The 21,220-nt window shown below is 60.3% G+C and carries 21 protein-coding genes and 1 tRNA gene; 9 read left to right on the forward strand and 13 right to left on the reverse strand.

What is annotated here, in order from left to right:
- Positions 1 to 34 precede the first annotated feature (34 nt).
- Positions 35 to 1,288 (reverse strand): alpha/beta hydrolase, encoded by a 1,254-nt coding sequence (locus tag AC1DIJ_RS10120; protein WP_477831402.1) that lies wholly within the window; start codon positions 1,286 to 1,288, stop codon positions 35 to 37.
- 177 nt (positions 1,289 to 1,465) lie between these two features.
- Here AC1DIJ_RS10120 and AC1DIJ_RS10125 point away from each other — a divergent pair, with 177 nt between their 5' ends.
- A complete protein-coding gene (locus AC1DIJ_RS10125) occupies positions 1,466 to 1,849 on the forward strand; it encodes a hypothetical protein (protein ID WP_112385395.1) in 384 nt (127 codons plus the stop codon).
- Between the two features lie 339 nt (positions 1,850 to 2,188).
- On the opposite strand, the gene AC1DIJ_RS10130 is transcribed toward AC1DIJ_RS10125, so the two are convergent.
- From AC1DIJ_RS10130 to AC1DIJ_RS10150, 5 genes are all read right to left on the reverse strand, one after another.
- Complete coding sequence (locus tag AC1DIJ_RS10130; protein WP_112385303.1) at positions 2,189 to 3,070, reverse strand: aldo/keto reductase; 882 nt, start codon at positions 3,068 to 3,070, stop codon at positions 2,189 to 2,191.
- A 255-nt stretch (positions 3,071 to 3,325) separates the two neighbouring features.
- On the reverse strand, positions 3,326 to 3,640 hold the full coding sequence (locus AC1DIJ_RS10135; RefSeq protein ID WP_112385302.1) for a hypothetical protein: 315 nt from the start codon (positions 3,638 to 3,640) through the stop codon (positions 3,326 to 3,328).
- A 107-nt stretch (positions 3,641 to 3,747) separates the two neighbouring features.
- Positions 3,748 to 3,824, reverse strand: a tRNA-Arg gene (locus tag AC1DIJ_RS10140).
- 120 nt (positions 3,825 to 3,944) lie between these two features.
- Positions 3,945 to 5,447: a sensor histidine kinase gene (locus AC1DIJ_RS10145; RefSeq protein WP_112385301.1), complete on the reverse strand. Its 1,503-nt coding sequence runs from the start codon at positions 5,445 to 5,447 to the stop codon at positions 3,945 to 3,947.
- Between the two features lie 156 nt (positions 5,448 to 5,603).
- Positions 5,604 to 7,601 (reverse strand): methyl-accepting chemotaxis protein, encoded by a 1,998-nt coding sequence (locus AC1DIJ_RS10150; protein WP_477831392.1) that lies wholly within the window; start codon positions 7,599 to 7,601, stop codon positions 5,604 to 5,606.
- Between the two features lie 469 nt (positions 7,602 to 8,070).
- Here AC1DIJ_RS10150 and rpmH point away from each other — a divergent pair, with 469 nt between their 5' ends.
- From rpmH to yihA, 4 genes are all read left to right on the forward strand, one after another.
- The gene (rpmH, locus tag AC1DIJ_RS10155; protein ID WP_112385299.1) at positions 8,071 to 8,205 is read left to right on the forward strand and encodes a 50S ribosomal protein L34; all 135 of its coding nucleotides are present in this window, start codon (positions 8,071 to 8,073) and stop codon (positions 8,203 to 8,205) included.
- 22 nt (positions 8,206 to 8,227) lie between these two features.
- Complete coding sequence (gene rnpA / locus AC1DIJ_RS10160; protein WP_112385298.1) at positions 8,228 to 8,635, forward strand: ribonuclease P protein component; 408 nt, start codon at positions 8,228 to 8,230, stop codon at positions 8,633 to 8,635.
- Complete coding sequence (yidC, locus tag AC1DIJ_RS10165) at positions 8,635 to 10,428, forward strand: membrane protein insertase YidC (RefSeq protein ID WP_112385394.1); 1,794 nt, start codon at positions 8,635 to 8,637, stop codon at positions 10,426 to 10,428. The genes rnpA and yidC overlap by 1 nt, the downstream gene beginning before the upstream one ends.
- A 65-nt stretch (positions 10,429 to 10,493) precedes the next feature.
- A complete protein-coding gene (gene yihA / locus AC1DIJ_RS10170; protein ID WP_112385297.1) occupies positions 10,494 to 11,150 on the forward strand; it encodes a ribosome biogenesis GTP-binding protein YihA/YsxC in 657 nt (218 codons plus the stop codon).
- Between the two features lie 49 nt (positions 11,151 to 11,199).
- Here the strand turns inward: yihA and AC1DIJ_RS10175 are convergent, their stop codons facing one another.
- The 3 genes from AC1DIJ_RS10175 to AC1DIJ_RS10185 form a co-directional block, all read right to left on the reverse strand.
- On the reverse strand, positions 11,200 to 11,757 hold the full coding sequence (locus AC1DIJ_RS10175) for a fasciclin domain-containing protein (RefSeq protein ID WP_112444477.1): 558 nt from the start codon (positions 11,755 to 11,757) through the stop codon (positions 11,200 to 11,202).
- Between the two features lie 110 nt (positions 11,758 to 11,867).
- Entirely contained in the window at positions 11,868 to 12,587 is a 720-nt protein-coding gene (locus AC1DIJ_RS10180) for an anti-sigma factor domain-containing protein (protein WP_112385295.1), read from the reverse strand.
- On the reverse strand, positions 12,584 to 13,123 hold the full coding sequence (locus tag AC1DIJ_RS10185) for a sigma-70 family RNA polymerase sigma factor (protein ID WP_112385294.1): 540 nt from the start codon (positions 13,121 to 13,123) through the stop codon (positions 12,584 to 12,586). Before AC1DIJ_RS10185 ends, AC1DIJ_RS10180 begins: the two co-directional genes overlap by 4 nt.
- A gap of 145 nt (positions 13,124 to 13,268) precedes the next feature.
- Here AC1DIJ_RS10185 and argB point away from each other — a divergent pair, with 145 nt between their 5' ends.
- Positions 13,269 to 14,156 carry an acetylglutamate kinase gene (gene argB, locus AC1DIJ_RS10190; RefSeq protein WP_025555365.1) on the forward strand — a complete coding sequence of 296 codons (888 nt, stop codon included), beginning with the start codon at positions 13,269 to 13,271 and terminating at the stop codon, positions 14,154 to 14,156.
- A 7-nt stretch (positions 14,157 to 14,163) separates the two neighbouring features.
- Here the strand turns inward: argB and AC1DIJ_RS10195 are convergent, their stop codons facing one another.
- The 3 genes from AC1DIJ_RS10195 to bchE are packed head-to-tail and all read right to left on the reverse strand — an operon-like array spanning position 14,164 to position 17,592.
- Positions 14,164 to 14,937, reverse strand: coding sequence for an isocitrate lyase/PEP mutase family protein (locus AC1DIJ_RS10195; protein WP_112385293.1), 774 nt, complete (start codon positions 14,935 to 14,937; stop codon positions 14,164 to 14,166).
- Complete coding sequence (locus AC1DIJ_RS10200; protein WP_112385292.1) at positions 14,934 to 16,013, reverse strand: trifunctional transcriptional activator/DNA repair protein Ada/methylated-DNA--[protein]-cysteine S-methyltransferase; 1,080 nt, start codon at positions 16,011 to 16,013, stop codon at positions 14,934 to 14,936. Before AC1DIJ_RS10200 ends, AC1DIJ_RS10195 begins: the two co-directional genes overlap by 4 nt.
- Before the next feature lie 55 nt (positions 16,014 to 16,068).
- Entirely contained in the window at positions 16,069 to 17,592 is a 1,524-nt protein-coding gene (gene bchE, locus AC1DIJ_RS10205; protein ID WP_112385291.1) for a magnesium-protoporphyrin IX monomethyl ester anaerobic oxidative cyclase, read from the reverse strand.
- A 176-nt stretch (positions 17,593 to 17,768) separates the two neighbouring features.
- On the opposite strand from bchE, the gene AC1DIJ_RS10210 reads away from it, so the two are divergent.
- Positions 17,769 to 18,476 carry a pyrimidine 5'-nucleotidase gene (locus AC1DIJ_RS10210; protein WP_112385290.1) on the forward strand — a complete coding sequence of 236 codons (708 nt, stop codon included), beginning with the start codon at positions 17,769 to 17,771 and terminating at the stop codon, positions 18,474 to 18,476.
- Between the two features lie 101 nt (positions 18,477 to 18,577).
- Positions 18,578 to 19,189 carry a CREC-EF hand family protein gene (locus tag AC1DIJ_RS10215; RefSeq protein ID WP_112385289.1) on the forward strand — a complete coding sequence of 204 codons (612 nt, stop codon included), beginning with the start codon at positions 18,578 to 18,580 and terminating at the stop codon, positions 19,187 to 19,189.
- 42 nt (positions 19,190 to 19,231) lie between these two features.
- Here AC1DIJ_RS10215 and AC1DIJ_RS10220 read toward each other — a convergent pair whose 3' ends face one another.
- Complete coding sequence (locus AC1DIJ_RS10220) at positions 19,232 to 20,098, reverse strand: LOG family protein (protein ID WP_112385288.1); 867 nt, start codon at positions 20,096 to 20,098, stop codon at positions 19,232 to 19,234.
- A gap of 180 nt (positions 20,099 to 20,278) precedes the next feature.
- Between AC1DIJ_RS10220 and dapD the strand changes: the two genes are divergently transcribed.
- The gene (dapD, locus tag AC1DIJ_RS10225; protein WP_112385287.1) at positions 20,279 to 21,139 is read left to right on the forward strand and encodes a 2,3,4,5-tetrahydropyridine-2,6-dicarboxylate N-succinyltransferase; all 861 of its coding nucleotides are present in this window, start codon (positions 20,279 to 20,281) and stop codon (positions 21,137 to 21,139) included.
- The last annotated feature ends 81 nt before the right edge of the window (positions 21,140 to 21,220 follow it).

Below are 21,220 nucleotides of genomic sequence, written 5' to 3' on the forward strand. Positions count from 1 at the left end.
TATATCAGATCGCGGACCTTGCCTATGGAAATTTTCACTGGCTCGGCAGCCCTGCCCCGACGCTGTCGCCGACGGAGCCAGCCGTGTTTTCCACCGACTGGCCGAGACGCTTCAGCTGCGCATCATAATTGCGCCGGGTGCGCGGATCGAAGATCGCAATCGGCGTGCTGACGGCAACACTGGCGGCGCTGCCGACGGTCTGCGCGGCACCGATCGCAACAGCACCAACGGCCTCGCCGAGACCGACATTGGAGTCGGTGATGGCCTGACCTGCAATCAGGCGGTCACCGATCAGCTTCACGACCTCGGGGCTTTCTGCAAACTTTCCGTGGTTCAGCCGGTCGCCGCCCTTGAGCTTGGTCAGGTCGAGCACGGTGATGCCGGCGGCCTCGAGCTTGCTGCGATAAGGCTCCACCGACGGGTCGATCTGGCCGAGGCGATCGACATTACCGGAGATCCGCCGCGACAGTGCCAGTGCGCGGTCATCGCGCGACACGAAGATGGTGAAATGCGGCTTCTCCTTGCCGAGGCTGGCGAACTGGCGGCCGAAGACATCCACATCGAGATCGGGAGAGGCGAGAATGACGTTGTTGATCTTCGACGCGACTTTCCCGTCGCGGATCGCCATCTGCCGGAGCGCCTCGACGGTCAGCCAGGTTCCCATCGAGTGAGCCATGATGGTGACGTCGCTGACAGCGGGGTTATCGGCCGTGCGCCGCAGCAGCTCCTCCAGCGCATCGCGCGAATAGTTGGTGCTTTCCTTGTCGTAATTGTAATCGAAGATCGAACCGCGGGAGGGCCAGGTAAAGACCACCGGCGCCACATCCGCATGCGAATCGTGGACGATCTGGGCAAAGCGGTAGACGGCGTCTTCGTAGAGATTGTTGAAGCCATGCACGAAGATCAGCACGCGGCGGCTCTTCGGCATGTGGCCCTTCAGCCATCCCTCGCCTGCCTTCTCGCCCTGCAGCGGATCGACGGAGACGGTGACGAAATTGCGGAGGGGATCGGCGGGCAGGCGTGTCGGCCACTGGACCTGACCGACCTTGCGATTGGCCTCAGGCGGGATCGAGACATCAACGGCATTGACCATCAGACCGGTGCCGCGCTCGCCGGAGAACAGCACGCCGGGATCGGTATCCGGCGCGCGCGTCGTGGCGACCAGCAGATTGACCTGCGATGTGCCAGGCTGAACGGATCCGACAGGCGTCATGACGCCTGTCGCGCGGCCACCGCATCCCGACAGGATAAAAGCCGAAAGCGTCACTGCCGCAAGCGTCCTGCGCATGGCTCCGAAGCCGCCCAGCATGCATTCTCCTCTTCGAATACCGGCAATGCGGCTACGGCCCAAATAAGACGTCGGCAGGAGCGGAGTCAAATAAGGCAGCGATCGCGGACATGGTGAAACTTTGCGCCCGGCTTTCCCGTTATTGCCTCTGACCCCGGCACAAATCGGATGGACGCCATGAAAGCCGTTCTTATCGCCCTTGCTTCGACGACCCTGCTGCTTCCATCCCTCGCCCGCGCGGAACGTCTCGCCGAAGACGATATCCGCCGTGACATCATCGGCAGGACAATCTATCTCGCAACGCCGCTCGGCGGCGAACTGCCACTCAACTATCACACGTCAGGCGCAGTGGACGGCAGCGGCAAGGCGATCGGCCTCGGGCGCTACTTCAAGCCCAGCGATACCGGAAAATGGTGGATCCAATCGGACCAGCTCTGCCAGAAGTTCCAGACCTGGTACAAGGGCGCACCGATGTGCTTCCTGCTGGAGCGGGCGGGCGCTGGCAAGGTGAAGTGGACGCGCGACAACGGCGAGACCGGCGTGGCTCGGATCGGCGAATAATTTTTCGGGAGCCAAAATAGAAAAGAGCTCGGTGCGGGAGGAGGTGCACCGAGCTCTTGATCTTGACTGGCAACTGGGAGGAGGAGTGTTACCAGTCGGCGTAAGAGCGCTGGGAGGAGGAGTGCGCTGCTTACGGAGGTATAGATAGCCCATTCATTTGGTCAGGAATAGGGATAATACCGCAACGCAGCAATGCATGATTCGCATGGCTGACTGTATCAATCTTGAGAAGACGCCTCATTTTGCAGCAATTTTAATCAGACGGTCAAATATCTGCGCAGAGTTTGATCGTGAAGAAGGACACGGCAGCCTAATTGCCGCCGCGTCCCGATGATGACGTCAAGCGGCCTTGAAGAGCTTCCTGCCTTCTGCGTCGAGGGCGGTGAATTCCTCCTCGGACAGCGTTATGCCGACAGCTGCAACGTTCTCTTCCAGATGCTTGACCTTGGAGGTACCAGGGATCGGGAGCATCACCGGGCTGCGCTTCAGCACCCAGTCGAGCGCGATCTGGCTCGGCGCGGCATTGTGCTTCCTGGCAATCGTATCCAGCAGCGAGCCGGGTTTTGCCAAATCGCCTGCAGCCAGCGGATACCACGGGATGAAGCCGATATTGTGCTTTTCGGCATAATCGAGCACGTCCTCGCTGGTGCGATCGACGAGGTTATAGCGGTTCTGGACCGTTGCGACCTTGAAGTATTTCGATGCAGCCTGGATATCGGCCACCGAAACCTCGCTCAATCCCGCATGCCGGATCAGCCCGGCGGCCTGCAGCGACTTGATCGTATCGAATTGCTCGCCGGCCGGCACCTTCGGGTCGATGCGGTGCAGCTGCCAGAGATCGATCTGTTCGACACCGAGATTGCGCAGGCTCTTGTGCACCTGCTGGATCAGATATTCAGGACGGCCGAGCGGCAGCCAGATGTCCGGACCATGGCGGGTCAAGCCACCCTTCGTGGCGATGACCGAGCCGTGGCTATAGGGATGCAAGGCTTCCTTGATCAGCCATTCGGAAACGTCGGGCCCATAGGAATCGGCCGTATCGATGAAATTGACGCCAAGCTCTGGAAGACGCTTCAGCGTGCGGATGGATTCGGCGTGATCGGCAGGTTCACCCCAGATACCCCGGCCGGTGACGCGCATGGCGCCAAAGCCCAGACGGTTGACCTGGAGATCGCCGCCAATCTTGAAGGTGCCGGATTGCGCGGCATTCAAAGCGGACATGGTCTTTCCTCCCTTGTGGATGCGTGAAAACAGGCGAAGTCGCTGAGCTGGCGACGTGCTCCCTGGCACCTGATGACAGCGCCGGCGGCGTCAGCCTCGTGCAGGCGGAACGATCCCGTTCCGTGCCAGCTTTACATGGGCAGGCAGCTCGCCGAAGGCAATATGTCTGCTGCCGCGGCAGCTGCCTTTTCAGCCACAGTGCGATCGGGCGCCGGTGAAGTCCGCTCCTAGTGTCGAGAGGAAGCGTGTAGCGCCTTACTGATCGTAGACGGCGCGATAGCCTTCGGACGAAGCACAGGCGGTATAGGCCCGCCGGGCAGCGCTGCGCGACACGGCCTCGCCCTCGCTCTGGTCGTATTGGCCGCTGATCTGCGAGCGCTCCTTGTAGAGCCGCATGGATTCGTCATAGGCGGCATTACCTTCGCCCATGCACATCGTATGCGCGACGAAGGATGGATTGACCGGCGTACCGACGGGATAAAGAACCGGAGAGTTGGCCCGATCGACGCAACCGGAAAGCAAGGCTGCCGCTCCAGCAACCGACACCGCAACCAACATTCTTGCCTTCATCGCATTCACTCCTGCCTGCCTCCGGACAATCCGGCGCCAGACGCAGATAGCCGCGCAAGGTTGCGCGAAGCTAGGCTACTCGATGATTTTCAAGGAAAGAAAATGAGTGGCGCACCCGAAGAGATTCGAACTCCTGACCCCCAGATTCGTAGTCTGGTGCTCTATCCAGCTGAGCTACGGGTGCGTCTCGAAGCGGCTGAACCGCTTGCGTGGCGATCCTCTAAAGCCTCCTCCGGGGGAATGCAATAGGCTTTGTGAAAAAATCGCGACTTTCGATCTGCAGAGCTGATCTGTGAATTTTGCTTTACTTTTCAGCGTGGCTGCGGATGCGGTAATCTTCCAGCGAAACCGGGCGATCCGGCACTTCGATGCGGAACTGCGTGCCCGCTGAGGGCTTTTCCACAAGGGCAATGGTGCCGCCGTGGGCAAGCACAAGCTCACGAGCAATCGCCAGACCGAGGCCGGTGCCGCCGGAGCGGGCCGAACCGCGGAAGGCGGTGAAAAGGTTCTGACGAGCTTTCAGCGGCATGCCAGGACCGGTATCGTCGATGATGATGCTGACCACGCTGCCGACGCGTTGCGCGGAGACGGTGATGCGCTTGACGCCATCGGCACCGAGTTCGCCCGGCATCATCAACGCCTGCAGCGCATTGCGGCAGAGATTGTGGATCACCCGGAAGAGCTGTTCGTTGTCGCCGTCGATCTCGATGTCGGTGGGCATCTGCTCCAGAAATTCGATGCCGCTGGCCGGATCGATGGCCAGCATGTCACGAACGTCCTGGGTCAATTCCAGCAGCCGGATGCGGCGTCGGCGCGGCGCCGATTCGGTCGTCTGGCCGTAAGACAGCACTTCGGTCGTGTAGCCGACGGCGCGGTCGATCGTTCTGAGCAGCTTCGGCGCAAAACTCTTCACCATCGGATCGTCGACATCGACGAGACGGTCGGACATCAGCTGCGCCGAGGCCAGAATGTTGCGCATGTCATGATTGATCTTGGAAACGGCAAGGCCGAGCGCCGCGAGGTTCTTCTGCTGTTTCAAGGTCTTCTGCAATTCGATCTGCATCGCCGTCAGATGACGGCCGGCGACTGCCAGCTCGTCCCGTCCGCCATCGCCGACAAAGACGTTGTGAGGGTTTTCCGGATCCGTCGAAAACTGCTGCATGCTGCCGCTCAGATTGCGGATCGGGCGGATCAGGATGCGGTTGATGACGAAGAAAACCAGCGTTGCGGTAAACAGTGAGATCAGGACCGACAGAAGCAGAACGTTGCGTGCATAGACGAACATCGCGTTGCGCAAAGCCCTGTCCTTCATCACCACTTCGACGCCCGTCGCGGTATCGCCGACCGGGCCATAGACGCGAATCATCCGGTTGCCGCCGAAGATCAGCGTATCGAGCGCATCGCAAATGGCGTTTACGGGAGTGACTTTCGTCAGATCGTACTGCTCATCGACGGAGGTCGGCATCTCGGTCATGGCCAGAAGCCGCGAGGTGCCGTCCTTGCGAAGTACGATCGCCTTGGTGCCGGTTGCCTCCAGGGTTTCCTTCTGGAGCATGCGCGGCAGCTCGACGGGCTGAAGGCCATCGATGACGATGGCGGCAGCGGCAGCGGTGTTGAGCTTGTCGTCAAGCCAGCGGATACGCATGCTGGCGACCGACGGGAAGAAGATCAGAACTTCGGCCAGCATGATGAAAAGCACGGTCATCCAGAGCAGCTTGCCGGAGAGCCCACCAAACCACCCTGCAGGGCGTTCACCGCCCGCAGCCGTCATATTCACTGGCATTTCGCTTTGGTCTTGCACCGGCATCGCTGTTTCCGTTCGGCGCAAGCGCCTGCGAGGCAGAGACTTATAATAGACGGTTTGCAATCTGCTTTCAAATCTTCGCGAGGCGCGGCAAGTCGTCACAAAAGAAAACGCCGCCCGGAGGCGGCGCTTCCGATTAGAAAGCTCTGGATCCGGAGATCAAAACTCTTCCCAGCTCTGCTCGGCGACCGCCGCATTGCCGTTGAAGGCGCGGGCGACGGTGTTCATGGCGCGGCGCGCGGGCGAGGCGACCGGGCGATGTTCTTCGCGGCGGGCAACGGCCACCTGCGGCGCAGTGCCGTTGGAGACCTTGAAGCGCGAGATGAGGCGGACGAGGCCATCGGCTTCGGCAGAGAGCTTGTGGGTCGCGGCAGAGGTTTCCTCGACCATTGCCGCATTCTGCTGCGTCACCTGATCCATCTGGTTTACGGCGGTGTTGACTTCCTTGAGGCCGGTCGACTGTTCCTTCGCCGCGGTTGCGATCGAATGGATGTGATCGTTGATGGCGATGACGCGGGTTTCGATTTCCGACAGCGCCTCGCCCGTCGCCTGCACCAGTTTGACGCCGACATTGACTTCATCGCCCGACTTGGTGATGAGCGCCTTGATGTCCTTGGCAGCGGTTGCCGAACGCTGAGCCAGCTCGCGGACTTCCTGTGCGACAACCGCAAAGCCCTTACCGGCCTCACCGGCACGCGCTGCCTCAACGCCCGCATTGAGCGCCAGCAGGTTGGTCTGGAAGGCGATCTCGTCGATGACGTTGATGATCTGGCTGATCTCGCGGGATGCCTGCTCGATGCGGCCCATGGCATCGACCGCATTGCGGACGACGACGCCGGATGCACCCGACTTGTCCTTGGCTTCGGAGACCATGACGCTGGCTTCCTGGGCACGCTCGGTCGAATTCTGGACAACCGCCGTGATCTCGTCGAGAGCGGCAGAGGTTTCTTCCAGTGCGGCAGCCTGCTGCTCGGTACGCTTCGACAGATCGTCGGTCGCAACGCGCAGTTCGTTGGTGTTGCCGTTGATGGCTTCGGTCGTTTCGCGAACTTCGCGCATCGTTGTCTGCAGCGTCACGAAGGTGCTGTTGACGTTCTGCTGCAGTTCGGCAAAGGCGCCCTGGAACTCACCGCGCATCGTCTGCGTCAGGTCACCATCGGCAAGGCTTGCAATGACGCGGCGGGTTTCGTTGACGCCGGTGTCGACGCTGGAGAGCAGCGAGTTGATGTTGCCTGCGAAATGGTTGAGGCTTTCGTCCTCGTAGTCCTTCTCAATGCGGCGGCTGAAATCACCGGCGGCAGCGGAGGCAACGACGACGGACATGCTCGACTGCAGGTCATCGCTCTTGGCGCGCATCGCCGTTTCCTGGGCGTTGAGGCGCTTGATGGCGAGGCCGTTTTCCTTGAAGACGGCAACGGCCGCGGCCATGTCGCCGATTTCATCCTGGCGGCCTGCATAGGGCACTTCCGCTTCGAAATTGCCGTCGGCGACTTCCTTGATCGCGGTCGTCACTTTCTTGATCGGGCGGCTGAGGTGGCTGGTACCGATATAGAAGCCAAGGCCGACGCCCGCAGCGATACCGATCGTGGTGATCGCAAGCACAAGCCAAAAGACAGAGTTGCGGAAGGCCTCGATCTCGTCATCGACGGCATCGAGTTCGGCCTTGTCGGTCTTGACGATTGCGTCGATCTCGGCCTGGAAGGCCTTGCGGTTGGCGCGGTTGGCGTCGTTATTACCCTGATCGTTTGCGGCTGCAGGGCCGACTTCGGTGCCGAGACGTGCAGTCTCGGTGCGGAAGGCACGGAATTCCTTGGAGCGATCGACGAGCTTGCCGAAGCTATCCTTCTGGCTCTCAGGAACCAGCGGCGCCCAGCCAGCGATCACCTTGTCGATCTCGTCGAGATCGGTGTTGATGCCTTTGGCAAAAGGAGCGACGTCCTTGATCTCCTTGGAGGCATAGATGCCACGGGCTTCCATCACGGTTGCAGTGACGAAACGATTGAGACGCTCGCCGGCATAAGCGCGGCTGGAAGCGCTTTCATAGGCGGTCAGCTTATTGTTATACTCGTTCATAGCGAACAATGCCGTCGCGCCGATGACCAGCGCAACGCCAGCCATAACGCTGACAAGCAAATTGATCTTTCCACGAATTTTCAAAGTATAGTCTCCCTAGGGGGTGAGGAGAGACTGGAAAGCAAATTCCCAGCCGAATGACCAAAATATCGGCGAAATTTCTTAAAGTTATGTTTCGGATTTTAGCTATTACGACTACAAGAAATTATCCCTATTATTCGGGCTCACAGCAGATTTTTCGCAAAAATTGCAATCAGCAAGACCGAACCAATGGGAAATCGTGGCTACCTCAGAAGAACTTCAGCAAAATTCAACCTCATGGGGTATTGTCGTAGTCGTTAACACCCTGATGCGACTTTTTGCACATTGGCGCTTTAGCGGGCAGGCCGCGTGGACGATTTTTACGGCTATAATTGACTTTTTTGGCGACCGTCCCTATAAGCCGCCGCACGTCCGGTCACTATAGGTCTTTTGGCCTCGCCCGTTCGCAAAAATAACGCTCCTTGCACTTTGCAAAACGTAAGAAGGGCCGCACTCCGCGGTATTAAAATAAATGAAGCGTACTTACCAACCATCCAAGCTTGTCCGCAAGCGCCGCCACGGTTTCCGTGCACGTATGGCTACTGCCGGTGGCCGCAAGGTTATCGCCGCTCGCCGCGGACGTGGCCGCAATCGTCTTTCGGCTTAAGGCCGGAATTGCCCGATAAGAGATGGCGGGCGAATTGACGACCAAAAAAGAACAAGAAGAAATGACTGTCGGGCGGCTGAAAAGCCGCCCGCAGTTTCTTGCTGTTCGCGTAGGCGAAAAGCGCAGGGGTGGCTTCTTCCTGCTCGAGGTACTCGACCGCAAGGAACCCGACACCGAAGCCCGCGTCGGCTTCACAGTCACCAAGAAACATGGCAACGCAGTCGAAAGAAACCGCATGCGGCGGCGTCTTAAAGAGGCGGTGCGGCTTCATGCAGGGTTTGCAATGCAAGCCGGACACGACTATGTGGTTGTCGCGAGAAGGGATGTCTTGAAAGCATCTTTCCAACAATTGACTGCGGAGCTCAAAGCCCGCGTTGAAAACAAGCCGAAACAAAAGCGGTCGAGTGAAGACCGCTCCAGGAACGTATGATGCAAAACAACCGCAATTATTTCATTGCGATCGCTCTTTCGGTGCTGATCGTTCTTGGCTGGCAGTTCCTCTATATGAATCCGCGCATCGAAGCGCAGCGCAAGGCGCAGGAAGCTCAGAAGGCACAGCAGACCACCGAGCAGACGCAGACGCCTGCAGCAGGTGGCGCACAGCCGGCTCAAACGAGTGGCGCCGCTCCGAGCGGCCAGGTGGCGACGGTGGCAACACGCGAAGAAGCGCTCGCCAAGTCGCCGCGTGTCGCAATCGATACCGCAGCTCTTTCGGGCACCATCAACCTGACGGGTGCGCGCCTCGACGACCTGAAGCTCAAGGGCTATCACGAGACCGTCGACAAGAGCAGCCCGATCATCACCCTGTTCTCGCCGGCTGAAACCAAGGACGGCTATTTTGCCGAACTGGGTTATGTCGGCAGCGATCAGACCGGTACGGTTCCGGGCGCATCGACCGTGTGGACGGCACCGGAAGGCGCGAAGCTGACGGAAAAGACGCCCGTTACGCTCACCTATACGAACGACAAGGGCCTGACCTTCGCTCGCACGATCTCGGTCGATGAGCGCTACATGTTCACCATCGCCGACAAGGTGACGAACAGCGGCACGAATGCCGCGGCGATCTCTTCCTACGGCCGCGTCACGCGCTACAACAAGCCGACCACGCCTTCGGTCTACGTTCTGCATGAAGGCTTCATCGGCGTCATCGGCGAAGACGGTCTGGTCGAGAGCAAGTACACGGCTGTCGAAAAGGAAGCCGTTACGCCTGCCAAGTCCACCGGCGGCTGGCTCGGCATCACCGACAAATACTGGGCGGCAACGATCGTTCCGCCGCAGAAGTCCGCCTATGAGGCGCGCTTCGCCTACTATCTTGGCACGCAGCCGAGCTATCAGGCAGACTACAAGGAAGACGCCGTCAGCATCGCTCCCGGCCAGTCCGTCGAGCTGAAGAGCCTCGTCTTCGCCGGCGCCAAGGAAGTTCCGGTTATCGACGGCTATGAGGCCTCCTACGAGATCCCGCGCTTCGATCGCCTGATCGACTGGGGCTGGTTCTACTTCCTGACGAAGCCGATGTTCAAACTGATGGACTTCTTCTTCCGTTACTTCGGCAATTTCGGCGTGGCGATCCTTCTGACCACTATCGTCGTCAAGGCATTGTTCTTCCCGCTCGCCAGCAAGCAGTACGCTTCGATGGCGAACATGAAGCGCATGCAGCCGAAGATGGAGGAGCTGAAGGCCAAGTTCGGCGACGACCGCATGGGTCTGCAACAGGCGATGATGCAGCTCTACAAGGACGAGAAGATCAATCCTGTCGCTGGTTGCTGGCCGATCGCGCTGCAGATCCCGATCTTCTTCTCGCTCTACAAGGTGATCTACATCACCATCGAAATGCGCCACGCGCCGTTCTTCGGCTGGATCAAGGACCTTTCGGCTCCAGATCCGACATCGATCGTCAATCTTTTCGGCCTGCTTCCCTTCGAGGCGCCGACCCTGCTGCATCTCGGCGTATGGCCGCTGATCATGGGCATCACGATGTTCCTGCAGATGCGCATGAACCCGACGCCGCCGGATCCGACCCAGGCCATGATCTTCACGTGGATGCCGCTGGTATTCATGTTCATGCTGGCGAGCTTCCCGGCCGGTCTCGTCATCTACTGGGCCTGGAACAACACGCTCTCGGTGATCCAGCAGTCGGTGATCATGAAGCGCCACGGCGTGAAGATCGAGCTCTTCGACAATCTGAAGGGCGTCTTCAAACGAAAACCGGCGCCATCCAAGTAGACTTAGAAAAGCCCCGCTCCGGCGGGGCTTTTTCTTGGCGGCAGAAATGATCTATAAGGCAGCCCATGACAGAAAAGAACGATAAGCCCCTCTTCGGGCGGCCCTGGATCTTCATCCGTGGCGTGCCCTCCATGAAATTCCTGCCGCCGGAAGGCCCATTCGAAATCGCCTTTGCCGGACGCTCGAATGTCGGCAAGTCGTCGCTGATCAATGCGCTGGTCGGGCACAAGGGGCTGGCGCGCACGTCGAACACGCCGGGACGGACCCAGGAACTCAATTATTTCGTTCCGGACGGCTATTCGGGCGCCGAAGGCGACATGCCGCCGATGGCGCTCGTCGACATGCCGGGCTACGGCTACGCCCAGGCGCCGAAGGATCACGTCGATGCCTGGACGAAACTGGTCTTCGACTATTTGCGTGGCCGCGCGACGCTGAAGCGCGTCTATGTGCTGATCGACAGCCGTCACGGCATCAAGAAGAACGACGAGGACGTGCTGACGCTGCTCGATAAGGCAGCCGTCTCCTACCAGATCGTCCTGACCAAGACCGACAAGATCAAGCCGCCGGCGGTCGCGAAGCTGCTCGCGGAGACGCTCGAGAAGATCAAGAAGCGGCCTGCCGCCTACCCGTTCGTGGTCGCGACCTCGTCCGAAAAGGCCGAAGGGCTCGATGACCTCAGGCAGGCGATCGCCGAGACGGTGGAAATCAGCAACTGGAAATGAAAGAGGCGCCCCGAAAGGCGCCTCCCCACATTCTCCTGCCTGCAATCATTTACATCTTCGGCAGAAGCACCTTGTCGATGACGTGGATCACGCCGTTCGACTGCTTGACGTCGGCAATGGTCACATGAGCGACGCCGCCATTTTCATCGGTCAGCGTAATCTTGCCCATGCTTTCCTTGGCCTTGATTATGCAGCCGCCGACCGTCTTGATGTCGTGCTCGCCGCCATCATCCTTGATCATCTTGGCGACTGTCTTCGACATCGCGTCGGCCGCGACGACGTGGCAGGTCAGAACCTTGGTGAGCTGCGCCTTGTTCTCGGGCTTCAGCAGCGTATCGACGGTCCCGGCCGGAAGAGCTGCGAAGGCTTCGTTGGTGGGCGCAAACACCGTGAAGGGACCCTTGCCCTCAAGCGTCGAGACCAAGCCCGCCGCCTTGACCGCTGCAACCAACGTGGTGTGATCCTTGGAATGCACTGCGTTTTCGACGATGTTCTTGGTGGGGTACATCGCAGCACCGCCGACCATCGGATTCTTGGCCTGCGCTGCAAAGGCGATTGCGGACACGGCAGTGGCAAGCGCGATGGTGCGCAAAGCGGACGTAATCATGATTGTTCTCCTCGACGCCGGCTGCAGGACACTGGCCTGATGCCTCGTGCTGCCCGGTCATTGAAGCTACGGGCGGCAGGCAAAAAGAGTTTCGGAGACAGGAAAGAATTTTACGGGCGGTGTGCCGCGCCGCTGGCAACGACGGGTCCCGTCGGAGCGCCCGTCGATGAGCCGCCGAACGGCTCGAGGCTGACGGCGAAGGTCGCGCCCTCGCCGATCTGGCTGCGCAGGTTTGCCGGGATGACCAGCTCGCCGCCCTCGCCCGGCTGGAACACGCCCAGCGACTGCGGCCCGCCGCTGCCCGGAACGAGCCAGAGCTGCAGCGACTTTTCTTCCGGCTTGCCCGCGGCGACCGGTATAATGCGCAGGTGGCCACTATCGGCCTGATACGACGCCAGAAGATTGACCTGGCTGCCGGCTGCAGACAGTTCCGCCACCAATGGTGCCGCTCCCTGTGGCGGCGGCACGATGCCGGAGGCGAAGATGATCGCCCCGGCGGCAACGACCAGCGAGGCGAAAGTCAGCGAACGCCAGAAGACCGCCGAATTCCAGAGGCCACGCGAGAAAGACGGCGAATGCGCGGGATCGCCAAAGAGACGGGCCTCGACCTGCTTGAAAGTCTCGCGGCTCGGCGCGACCGTCTCGTATTCGTCGTTGAAAGCGGAAAGATTGGTTTCCCAGCGGCTGACGATTGCCGCAAACTGGCGGTCGCGGCGCATGCGCTCTTCGACAACCCGCCGATCCTGGTAAGAGAGAACGCCAAGCACATACTCGCCTGCGAGCACTTCGTCGCGAGAGCGGCCTCCCTTGCTTTGATCGGGCGATGTCATCGTTCCATGCACTCTCTCAGCTTCAAAAGGCTGCGCCGCAGCCATGTCCGCATGGTGTTGAGCGGAACGCCGAATTGGTCGGCAAGTTCCTGGTAGCTCAGTCCTTCGACATAGGCCCGCCTAACCGACGTCGCCCTGTCAGCTTCCAACTCTTCCATGCAGGTGTCAATCCGCCTTCCTTCATCACTCATCACAGCTTGCTTTTCCGGATCAAGTGCGGAGTCGGCAAGATCATAGGCACTATCGAGCTCGTCGCTGACGGGCTTTCGGGCGCGCATGGTATCGATCGCCTGGTTGCGCGCTATTGCCGCAAGCCAGGCAGTGGGTGCGCCCTGCGACGACGCGAAAACCTTGGCGCGCTGCCAGATCTTTACATAAATCTCCTGCAGCGCCTCTTCGGCTTCCGCCCTGTCTTTCAAGATACGCAGGCAGATGGAGAAAAGTTTCGGGCTCGTTTCCCTGTAAAGGGCGACGAAGGCCTGCCGGTCGGACATCGCCACGCGGCCAATCAGTCTTGCGAGTTCATCGCCGGTCATGCCGCTGCCGCTCTCCCTAATATACCCTTACATAGAGGGACGGGCGCAAAATTGACAAGGGGCCGTCAAACTAATGCGCAACGCATTATTCCATCTGTCAAAAACTTGAGATAAAAGGCCCGCGATCCATTCTGCGGGGTAAGCCATGAACCAGTCCGAAAGCGAAATGCAGGCGCATCTCCTGGCGCAGGCGCTGCCTTACATGCAGCGTTATGAGAACAAGACGATCGTCGTGAAATATGGCGGTCATGCCATGGGTAATCCCGAGCTCGGCAAGGCTTTCGCCAGCGACATCGCGCTGCTCAAGCAATCCGGCGTCAACCCGATCGTCGTCCATGGCGGCGGCCCGCAGATCGGCGCCATGCTTACCAAGATGGGCATCGAATCCAAGTTCGAAGGCGGGCTGCGCGTCACCGACGCCAAGACCGTCGAGATCGTCGAGATGGTTCTGGCCGGCTCGATCAACAAGGAGATCGTCGCCCTCATCAACCAGACGGGTGAATGGGCGATCGGCCTTTGCGGCAAGGACGGCAACATGGTCTTCGCCGAAAAGGCGCAGAAGAAGATCAAGGATCCGGATTCCAATATCGAGCGCGTTCTCGATCTCGGCTTCGTCGGCGAAGTCGTGGAAGTGGACCGTACGCTGCTCGATCTGCTCGCCCGCTCAGAGATGATCCCCGTCATCGCTCCGGTCGCGCCAGGCCGTGACGGCGCCACCTACAACATCAATGCCGATACGTTTGCAGGTGCGATCGCCGGTGCGCTGAATGCTACCCGCCTGCTGTTCCTGACCGACGTTCCCGGCGTTCTCGACAAGCAGGGCAACCTGATCAAGGAACTCTCCGTCGCCCAGGCGCATGCGCTGATCGCCGACGGTACGATCTCCGGCGGCATGATCCCGAAGGTCGAGACCTGCATCGACGCCATCAAGGCGGGCGTTCAGGGCGTCGTCATCCTGAACGGCAAGACGGCCCATTCCGTCCTGCTCGAGATTTTCACCGAACATGGTGCGGGCACGCTGATCGTGCCCTGATCACCGGTCAAGGCGCGGCGGCATAGACCGCTGCCGCGGCTTCCTTCAGCTTTTCCATCATTGCCCGGTAAGGTCCGGGACCATAGCTGACCCGGCCGACGCCGAGGCTTGCCAGGGTCTTCACGTCAGGCACGCCGGCCCGCATCATGATGTTCACAGGCAGCAGCGATGCGGCACAGATCTTTTCGATCAGCTTGGCATCCGCAAGGCCCGGCACGAAGAACCCGCGGGCACCGGCCGCCGCATAGGCCTTGCCGCGCTCGATTGCTTCATCGGCAAGAGCGGCGTGTTTCGACGGATCGTTCTCGGCGAGGAAAAGATCGGTGCGGGCATTGATGAAAAACGGAATACCGCGGGCATCGGCCATGGCGCGGATCGCGGTGATCTTGGCCGCCTGCGTTTCCGGGGAATGCAACCCCTTGCCGCCGACGACCTGATCCTCGAAATTGATGCCGATGGCACCGGTATCGATGACCTTGGCAACATTGGCCGCGACGCCATCCGGCTCTTCCGAATAGGCGCCTTCAAAATCGACGGAGAGCGGCAGATCGGTTGACGCAGCGATCGACCGGGCGGTGGCGATGAGCACATCCATAGGCAGCTTCTGCCCGTCCGCATAGCCCTGCGCCGCAGCCACCGACCAGCTGCCGGTCGCCAGCGCCTTGGCGCCGCCTTCGGCAACCGCCTTTGCCGTTCCGGCATCCCAGATATTGTAGAGAACGACGGGCGTTCCCTTCCGGTGCAGCGCTTCGAATGCCTTTGCCTTATCCGCCTGGTTCATGATGCTTCCTCCATTTCGGGTCTCGCTGCCCGCATTTCTGCTTCGTGTTTCAAAAGCCACTGCTTGCGCCAGAGACCACCGCCATAGCCGGTCAGCGATCCATCCGCGCCGATCAGCCGGTGGCAGGGGATGACGACGGCAATCTGGTTGGCGCCGTTTGCCCGGCCGACGGCCCTGACGACCTGGGGATTGTCCATGTCGCGGGCGATGTCGCCATAAGCGCGGGTCTCGCCCACGGGGATGCGCATCAGCCTCGACCATATCTCCCGCTCGAAAGCTGTTCCGAAGGCAAGCGCAAGCGGCGTTTCGAACTCCCTCAGCCGCCCCGCGAAATAGGCTTTCATCTCCGCCTCGATCCGTTCGATTGCCGGCGTACGCCCGGCAGCAACGGTGGAGCGCGTCTTCCGCTGCAGGCTCTCCAGCTCCTTCGGCAGCGCCTTGCGGTCATGAAATTCGAGGAGATGCACATGCGTCTGATCGGCCACTGCGATCATCGGCCCAAGCGGTGTGTCGAAGATATCGGCAAAGAGCAGTTCGCGGTTCTGGACGATGGCGGGCGCCATGCCGATCATCCGGTGAAAGGCGGCGCGAAAACTGCTTGCCGATTCATAGCCTGCGTTTAGCTGTGCATCGATAATGCGGCCGCCATCAGCGATCTGCTTTGCAGCCTGCCCGAGTCTGCGGTAGCGGGCGATGTCAAGAAAAGTCATCCCGAGCGCGCGCTTGAAGGCGCGGCGTACCGTCGAAAGATCGTAGCCGAGATCGGCGAGGCGCTCCTCCGTCCAGCGCGCGGAGGGATCACGGTCGAGCGCCTTCAGGAGATCGTCGACAACAGGCTCCCGCCCCGCCTGCTCCAACGGCCTGCACCGCTGGCAAGGCCGGAAGCCCGATTGCATGCAGGCCGAGATCGAGCCGCAAAAGAGTGTGTTCTCCCGCTTCGGCTTGCGCGCCGGGCAGGTTAACCGGCAAAAGACGCCGGTCGTCTTCACGCAGGCATAGACGAGCCCCTCGTAATCGGAGCTTCGGGCAATCAGCGCATCGTACAGCGCGTCATCATCGGGCAGATCGAACAGCATGAAGCCTTTCTACCACCCCGCCGAACCGCCGTCCGCCCGAAATCGGGCGTCTATTTTATTCGGCGGCATCGAGGCTCTTGGTTGCGCGTTTCGGCCGCAACATCGATTCCTCCTCCGCATCCTGTGGCGCACCCCAGAAGCTTTCCAGACGCGGTCCGTCCTTCAGATGGCGGCGGTGAAAGACGAACTCGAATATCTCATGAAACCAGACGCGCCGTCCCATCCGGGTATACCACCGCATGGAGTGTCTCTGCTCGGCATCGCGATGAAAGAGGATGCGCATCAACGCCTTTGGCCGCGCCTGGACGGCGACCTCGATGAGTTTGACGCTGGCAACCAGGGCGGCGGGGCTGAGATGTTTCATCTTCAGCACCTGATGCTTGTAGTCCCACTTCCGAATGTCGGTTTCGATGACCTGCCGGTCGCGGGCAATCCGGAAGAACGGCGTCCATCGGTGCGGCGTCACGTAGAGCGCCTGGATCTGATCTGGATCGTAGGAGAGCAATTGGCGGAAGCCACGCCAGAGATCGCTGAGCCTCTCCTCCTCGAAGCCCACCACCCAGGTCGCCATGGAAAGAATATCGTGCTGACGAAGCAGACGAATTGCCTCGCGATCTGTAGCCCGCGCGCCGCCCTTCTTGATCAGGGCCAGCGTCGCTTCATCCGTATTCTCCATGCCAAGCAGCCAGCGCACGACGCCAGCCTTGCGATAGAGGTGCAGGATGTCCGCATCCCGAACGATGTCATCTGCCCGCGTCGAGCCGACGATCTGCACCGGCACGTCCTCGGCAATCATCGCTTCCAGAAACGCCAGCCAGGCCTTTCGCGAAGACGTGGGGTTCTCATCGGCAAGGTTGATAAGCTCGACACCGTGCTCCCGATAGAGCCGGGCGATCTCGCGGGCAAACAGTTCGGGCGAACGGTGGCGCCATCGCGTCCAGAACCCTCGCTGGCCGCAGTAATTGCAAAGATGCGGACAGCCGCGGGAAAACTGCAGGACAACCGCCCGCTTGCCGCCCCAATAGCTGTAGCGGCTGTGATCGATGAGTTCCCAGCCAACGCGATAAGCATCGAGATCGGCAATCGCCTGCGCCGGAGCAGTCTGCCGGACGTCGTCGCCGCTATCGCGAAACGCAATTCCCGGAACCGTGGCAAGCGCTCCCGCCGCTGCCAAGGTCGCAGCGAGGCGGCGCATCGTTTCCTCGCCTTCGCCGCGAACGACGATGTCGAAGGCCTGGCTCTCAGCCAGCACCTCGCGCCAGTGGTAGGTAGGAAAGACGCCGCCATAGACGATGAGCATTCCGGGATGTCTGCTTTTGATCGCTTCCGCAATTGCGCGCGCCGTGGGGTGCGCGGAGGTGGAACCGGAATGGCCGATCAGCACCAGATCAGGCCCACCGATCTGGCCGACGATCTCTGAAATCGTCATCGGGCCGAATTCCGCGTCGATGAGGCGGACGGCATGGCCGTCATCGATCAATGGTCCGGCGACGGACAGCAGGCCGAGCGGCGGAAGATGGTCATCCGGAATACGGCTACCGATCGCCGTATGCGGCGGGTTTATCAGCACAATGTTCATCTGGCTCTGCCCTCACTCTCCCAGCCATGCCCTAAAGCACACCACCAGCGCGCAATGGCGACATTCAGTCAAAATCTCCTTAAAGTTGTGAAATTCCTGTGGCGTTTGGAAGGCTACTGCCCGAAAGTCATGTGAAACCCTTTGGTTTCATACCGCCGCCATGCCATAAGACGCGCATGACAAAGATCGATCGTACCCCTGAAAAATCCGACTTCGAGCATGTGAGCGAGTGGGTCTTCGACCTCGACAACACGCTCTACCCGCATCACATTAATCTCTTCGCGCAGATCGACAAGAACATGACGGCCTATGTGTCGGCGCTGCTGCAGATGGAGCGGGATGAGGCGCGCAAGCTGCAGAAGCAGTATTATTACGACCATGGCACCACGTTGCAGGGTCTGATGATCCATCACGGCATCGATCCGAACGACTTTCTGGAGAAGGCGCACGCGATCGACTATACGACGCTGTCGCCGCATCCGGAGCTTGGAGAGGCGATCAAGGCGCTGCCGGGGCGCAAATTCATCTTTACCAATGGCAGCGTCAAGCATGCCGAGATGGCGGCGGGTGCGCTTGGCATCCTTGAGCATTTCGACGACATCTTCGATATCGTCGCCGCCGATTTCGTGCCGAAGCCGGCGCAGGCGACCTATGACAAGTTCACGGCCTTGAAGCGGGTGGAGACGAAGAAGGCTGCGATGTTCGAGGACCTGCCGCGCAATCTCGTTGTTCCGAAGGCGCTTGGAATGAGCACCGTTCTGCTGGTGCCGAACAATCTCGAAGACACCGTTGTCGAATGGTGGGAAAAGACCAGCGGCGAGGAGGATCACATCGATTTCGTGACCGATGATCTCACCGCATTCCTGGCCAAGATTACCGGCTGACTTACGAAAGTTTCATCCAGCTTACCTAGGTTTAATTGGGTTTTCCGGAATCGCAGCCTTACCTTTTGGTCGTGAAGGGATACGAACCGAAAGGAAGTCTCATGTTCCGCAACAAGCTTATCCTGGCAGGCCTCTCCGCCGCTCTGATCGCCGGTGCCGCCGGCGCGAGCTTTGCTGCTCCCGGCGATCGCCCCGATGGGCCGCGCCACCGCCGCGAAATGATGGGCGGGCCGCGCGGCGCCGCTTTCCGCGAGATCGCCTTCGTGCGCATGCTGAAGCAGTTCGACGAGAACAAGGACGGCAAGATCTCGAAGCAGGAAGCGATCGACGGCGTCGACAAGATCTTCGCAGCCGCCGACAAGAACAATGACGGCAGCCTGACGCCGGGCGAAATTCGCGAATATCATCAGACGCAGATCAAGGCCTGGCGCGATGCACACAAGGACGCCAAGAAGGATGGCGGCGGCGATCAGCAGATGGCACAGAACGACGGCAAGGGCCAGAATGGCGGACCGGACGGCCACCGCTGGGGCAAGCGCCACGGCGGCGACATGATGTTCGCCTCGATGATGCGGCGCGTCGACAAGGACGAGAATGGCCAGATTTCCAAGCAGGAAGCCGAAGATGCGATGACCCGGCTCTTTACCCGCCTGGATACTAACAAGGACGGCTTCATCTCGATCGACGATATGCCCGATCGCCCTTTCCTCTAAGGGAGGAAACAGGAAGCCCGCCGCTTGCGCGGCGGGTTTTTCTTATTCATGCGGTTCGTAGAAATCCTGGATGATCTTCCAGGCCTGATCGGCCGTTTCGACAAAACTGATGAGCTTGACGTCGTCAGGCGCGATCGTCCCAAATTCCGCAAGCGCCTCGAAATTGACGATCGTCCGCCAGAACTTTTCACCGAACAGGATCAGCGGCATCTTTTCCATGCGGCCGGTCTGGATCAGCGTCAGGCACTCGAAGAATTCGTCGAGCGTGCCGAAGCCGCCTGGGAATACCGCGATCGCCTTGGCGCGCACCATGAAGTGCATCTTGCGGATCGCAAAATAGTGGAAATTGAAGCTGAGCTCCGGCGTCACATAGACGTTCGGCGCCTGCTCGTGCGGCAGGACGATGTTGAGGCCGATCGATGGTGCGCCTTCGTCGGCAGCGCCGCGATTGCCGGCTTCCATGACGCCCGGGCCGCCGCCGGTGACGATCACATATTCATGGAAATCATGCGCCGCCGAATAGCGTGAGCAGAGGCGGGCGAACTTGCGGGCCTCGTCGTAATAGACCGACGCCGCCTCCAGATTGACCCGCTGCACATCGTTGCGTGCTGCCCAGGCGCTCTGGCCGGGCGCTGGGATGCGGGCGCCACCGAACATCACGACCGTCGACTTGATGCCACGCTCGGCCAGCAGCATTTCCGGCTTCAGAAGCTCGAGCTGCAGGCGGATCGGCCGCAGTTCCTCGCGGCAGAGGAAGTCCTCGTCGACATAGGCAAGACGATAGGATGGGGAGAGCGTTTGCGGTGTTTTCGGTACGGCGCGGGCGCGATCCTTGTCCGTTTCGCTGGTCTTCAGCGGATCCCAGACCCCATCCTTACGCCGGAGCCTGCCATTCTTACCCTTCGCCATTCAAAAATGCCTTTCAGTCCTACCAAACGCGTCTTTAACGCCTTGAATCCAGAAACGATCTGGTTCGAAAAATCATTCCATTTTGGACGCCCATGCGATAGAGCAGATCGCATCCCGCCGATCACAATTCCCGGAGGCCCTGTAGCCTTCAGGATAAAGTTCGAAGTTTAAGGAATTCTCATGAGCGCCACCGATCTTGCATCCCTCGAAAAGACCATCGAAGCGGCCTTCGACAACCGCGACAGCGTCAACCTCTCGACCAAGGGCGAAATCCGCGATGCGGTCGAAGCTGCGCTCGAGCTGCTCGACGGCGGCAAGGCACGCGTCGCCGAACGCGGCGCTGACGGCGCCTGGACGGTCAATCAGTGGCTCAAGAAGGCCGTGCTGCTCTCCTTCCGCCTGAACGACATGGAAGTCGTCAAGGGTGGCTCGGGCAACTCGACCTGGTGGGACAAGGTCCCCTCGAAGTTCGAAGGCTGGGGCGAAAACCAGTATCGCGACGCCGGCTTCCGCGCCGTTCCGAACTGCATCGTCCGCCGCTCGGCCTATATCGCCAAGAACGTCGTGCTCATGCCCTCCTTCGTCAACCTCGGCGCCTATGTCGGCGAAGGCACGATGGTCGATACCTGGGCGACGGTCGGCTCCTGCGCGCAGATCGGCAAGCATGTGCATCTTTCCGGCGGCGTCGGCATCGGCGGCGTGCTGGAGCCGATGCAGGCAGGGCCGACGATCATCGAGGACAACTGCTTCATCGGCGCCCGTTCGGAAGTCGTCGAAGGCTGCATCATCCGTGAGGGCTCGGTGCTCGGCATGGGCGTCTATATCGGCAAGTCCACCAAGATCGTCGATCGCGCCACCGGCGAAGTCACCTATGGCGAAGTGCCGCCCTATTCCGTCGTCGTCGCAGGCTCGATGCCCTCGGGCAACAAGACCATGGCGAACGGCCTGCCAGCGCCGCATCTCTACTGCGCCGTGATCGTAAAGCGCGTCGACGAGCAGACCCGCTCGAAGACCGGCATCAACGAGCTGCTGCGCGACTAAGCTTGAAGTGACAGCCGGACATCGATCCGGTAAACAGACGGCGCTCTTTTAACGCGAGGCGGCATTCGCCTCGCCATTTCT

The organism is Rhizobium sp. 10N427, from assembly GCF_056394605.1.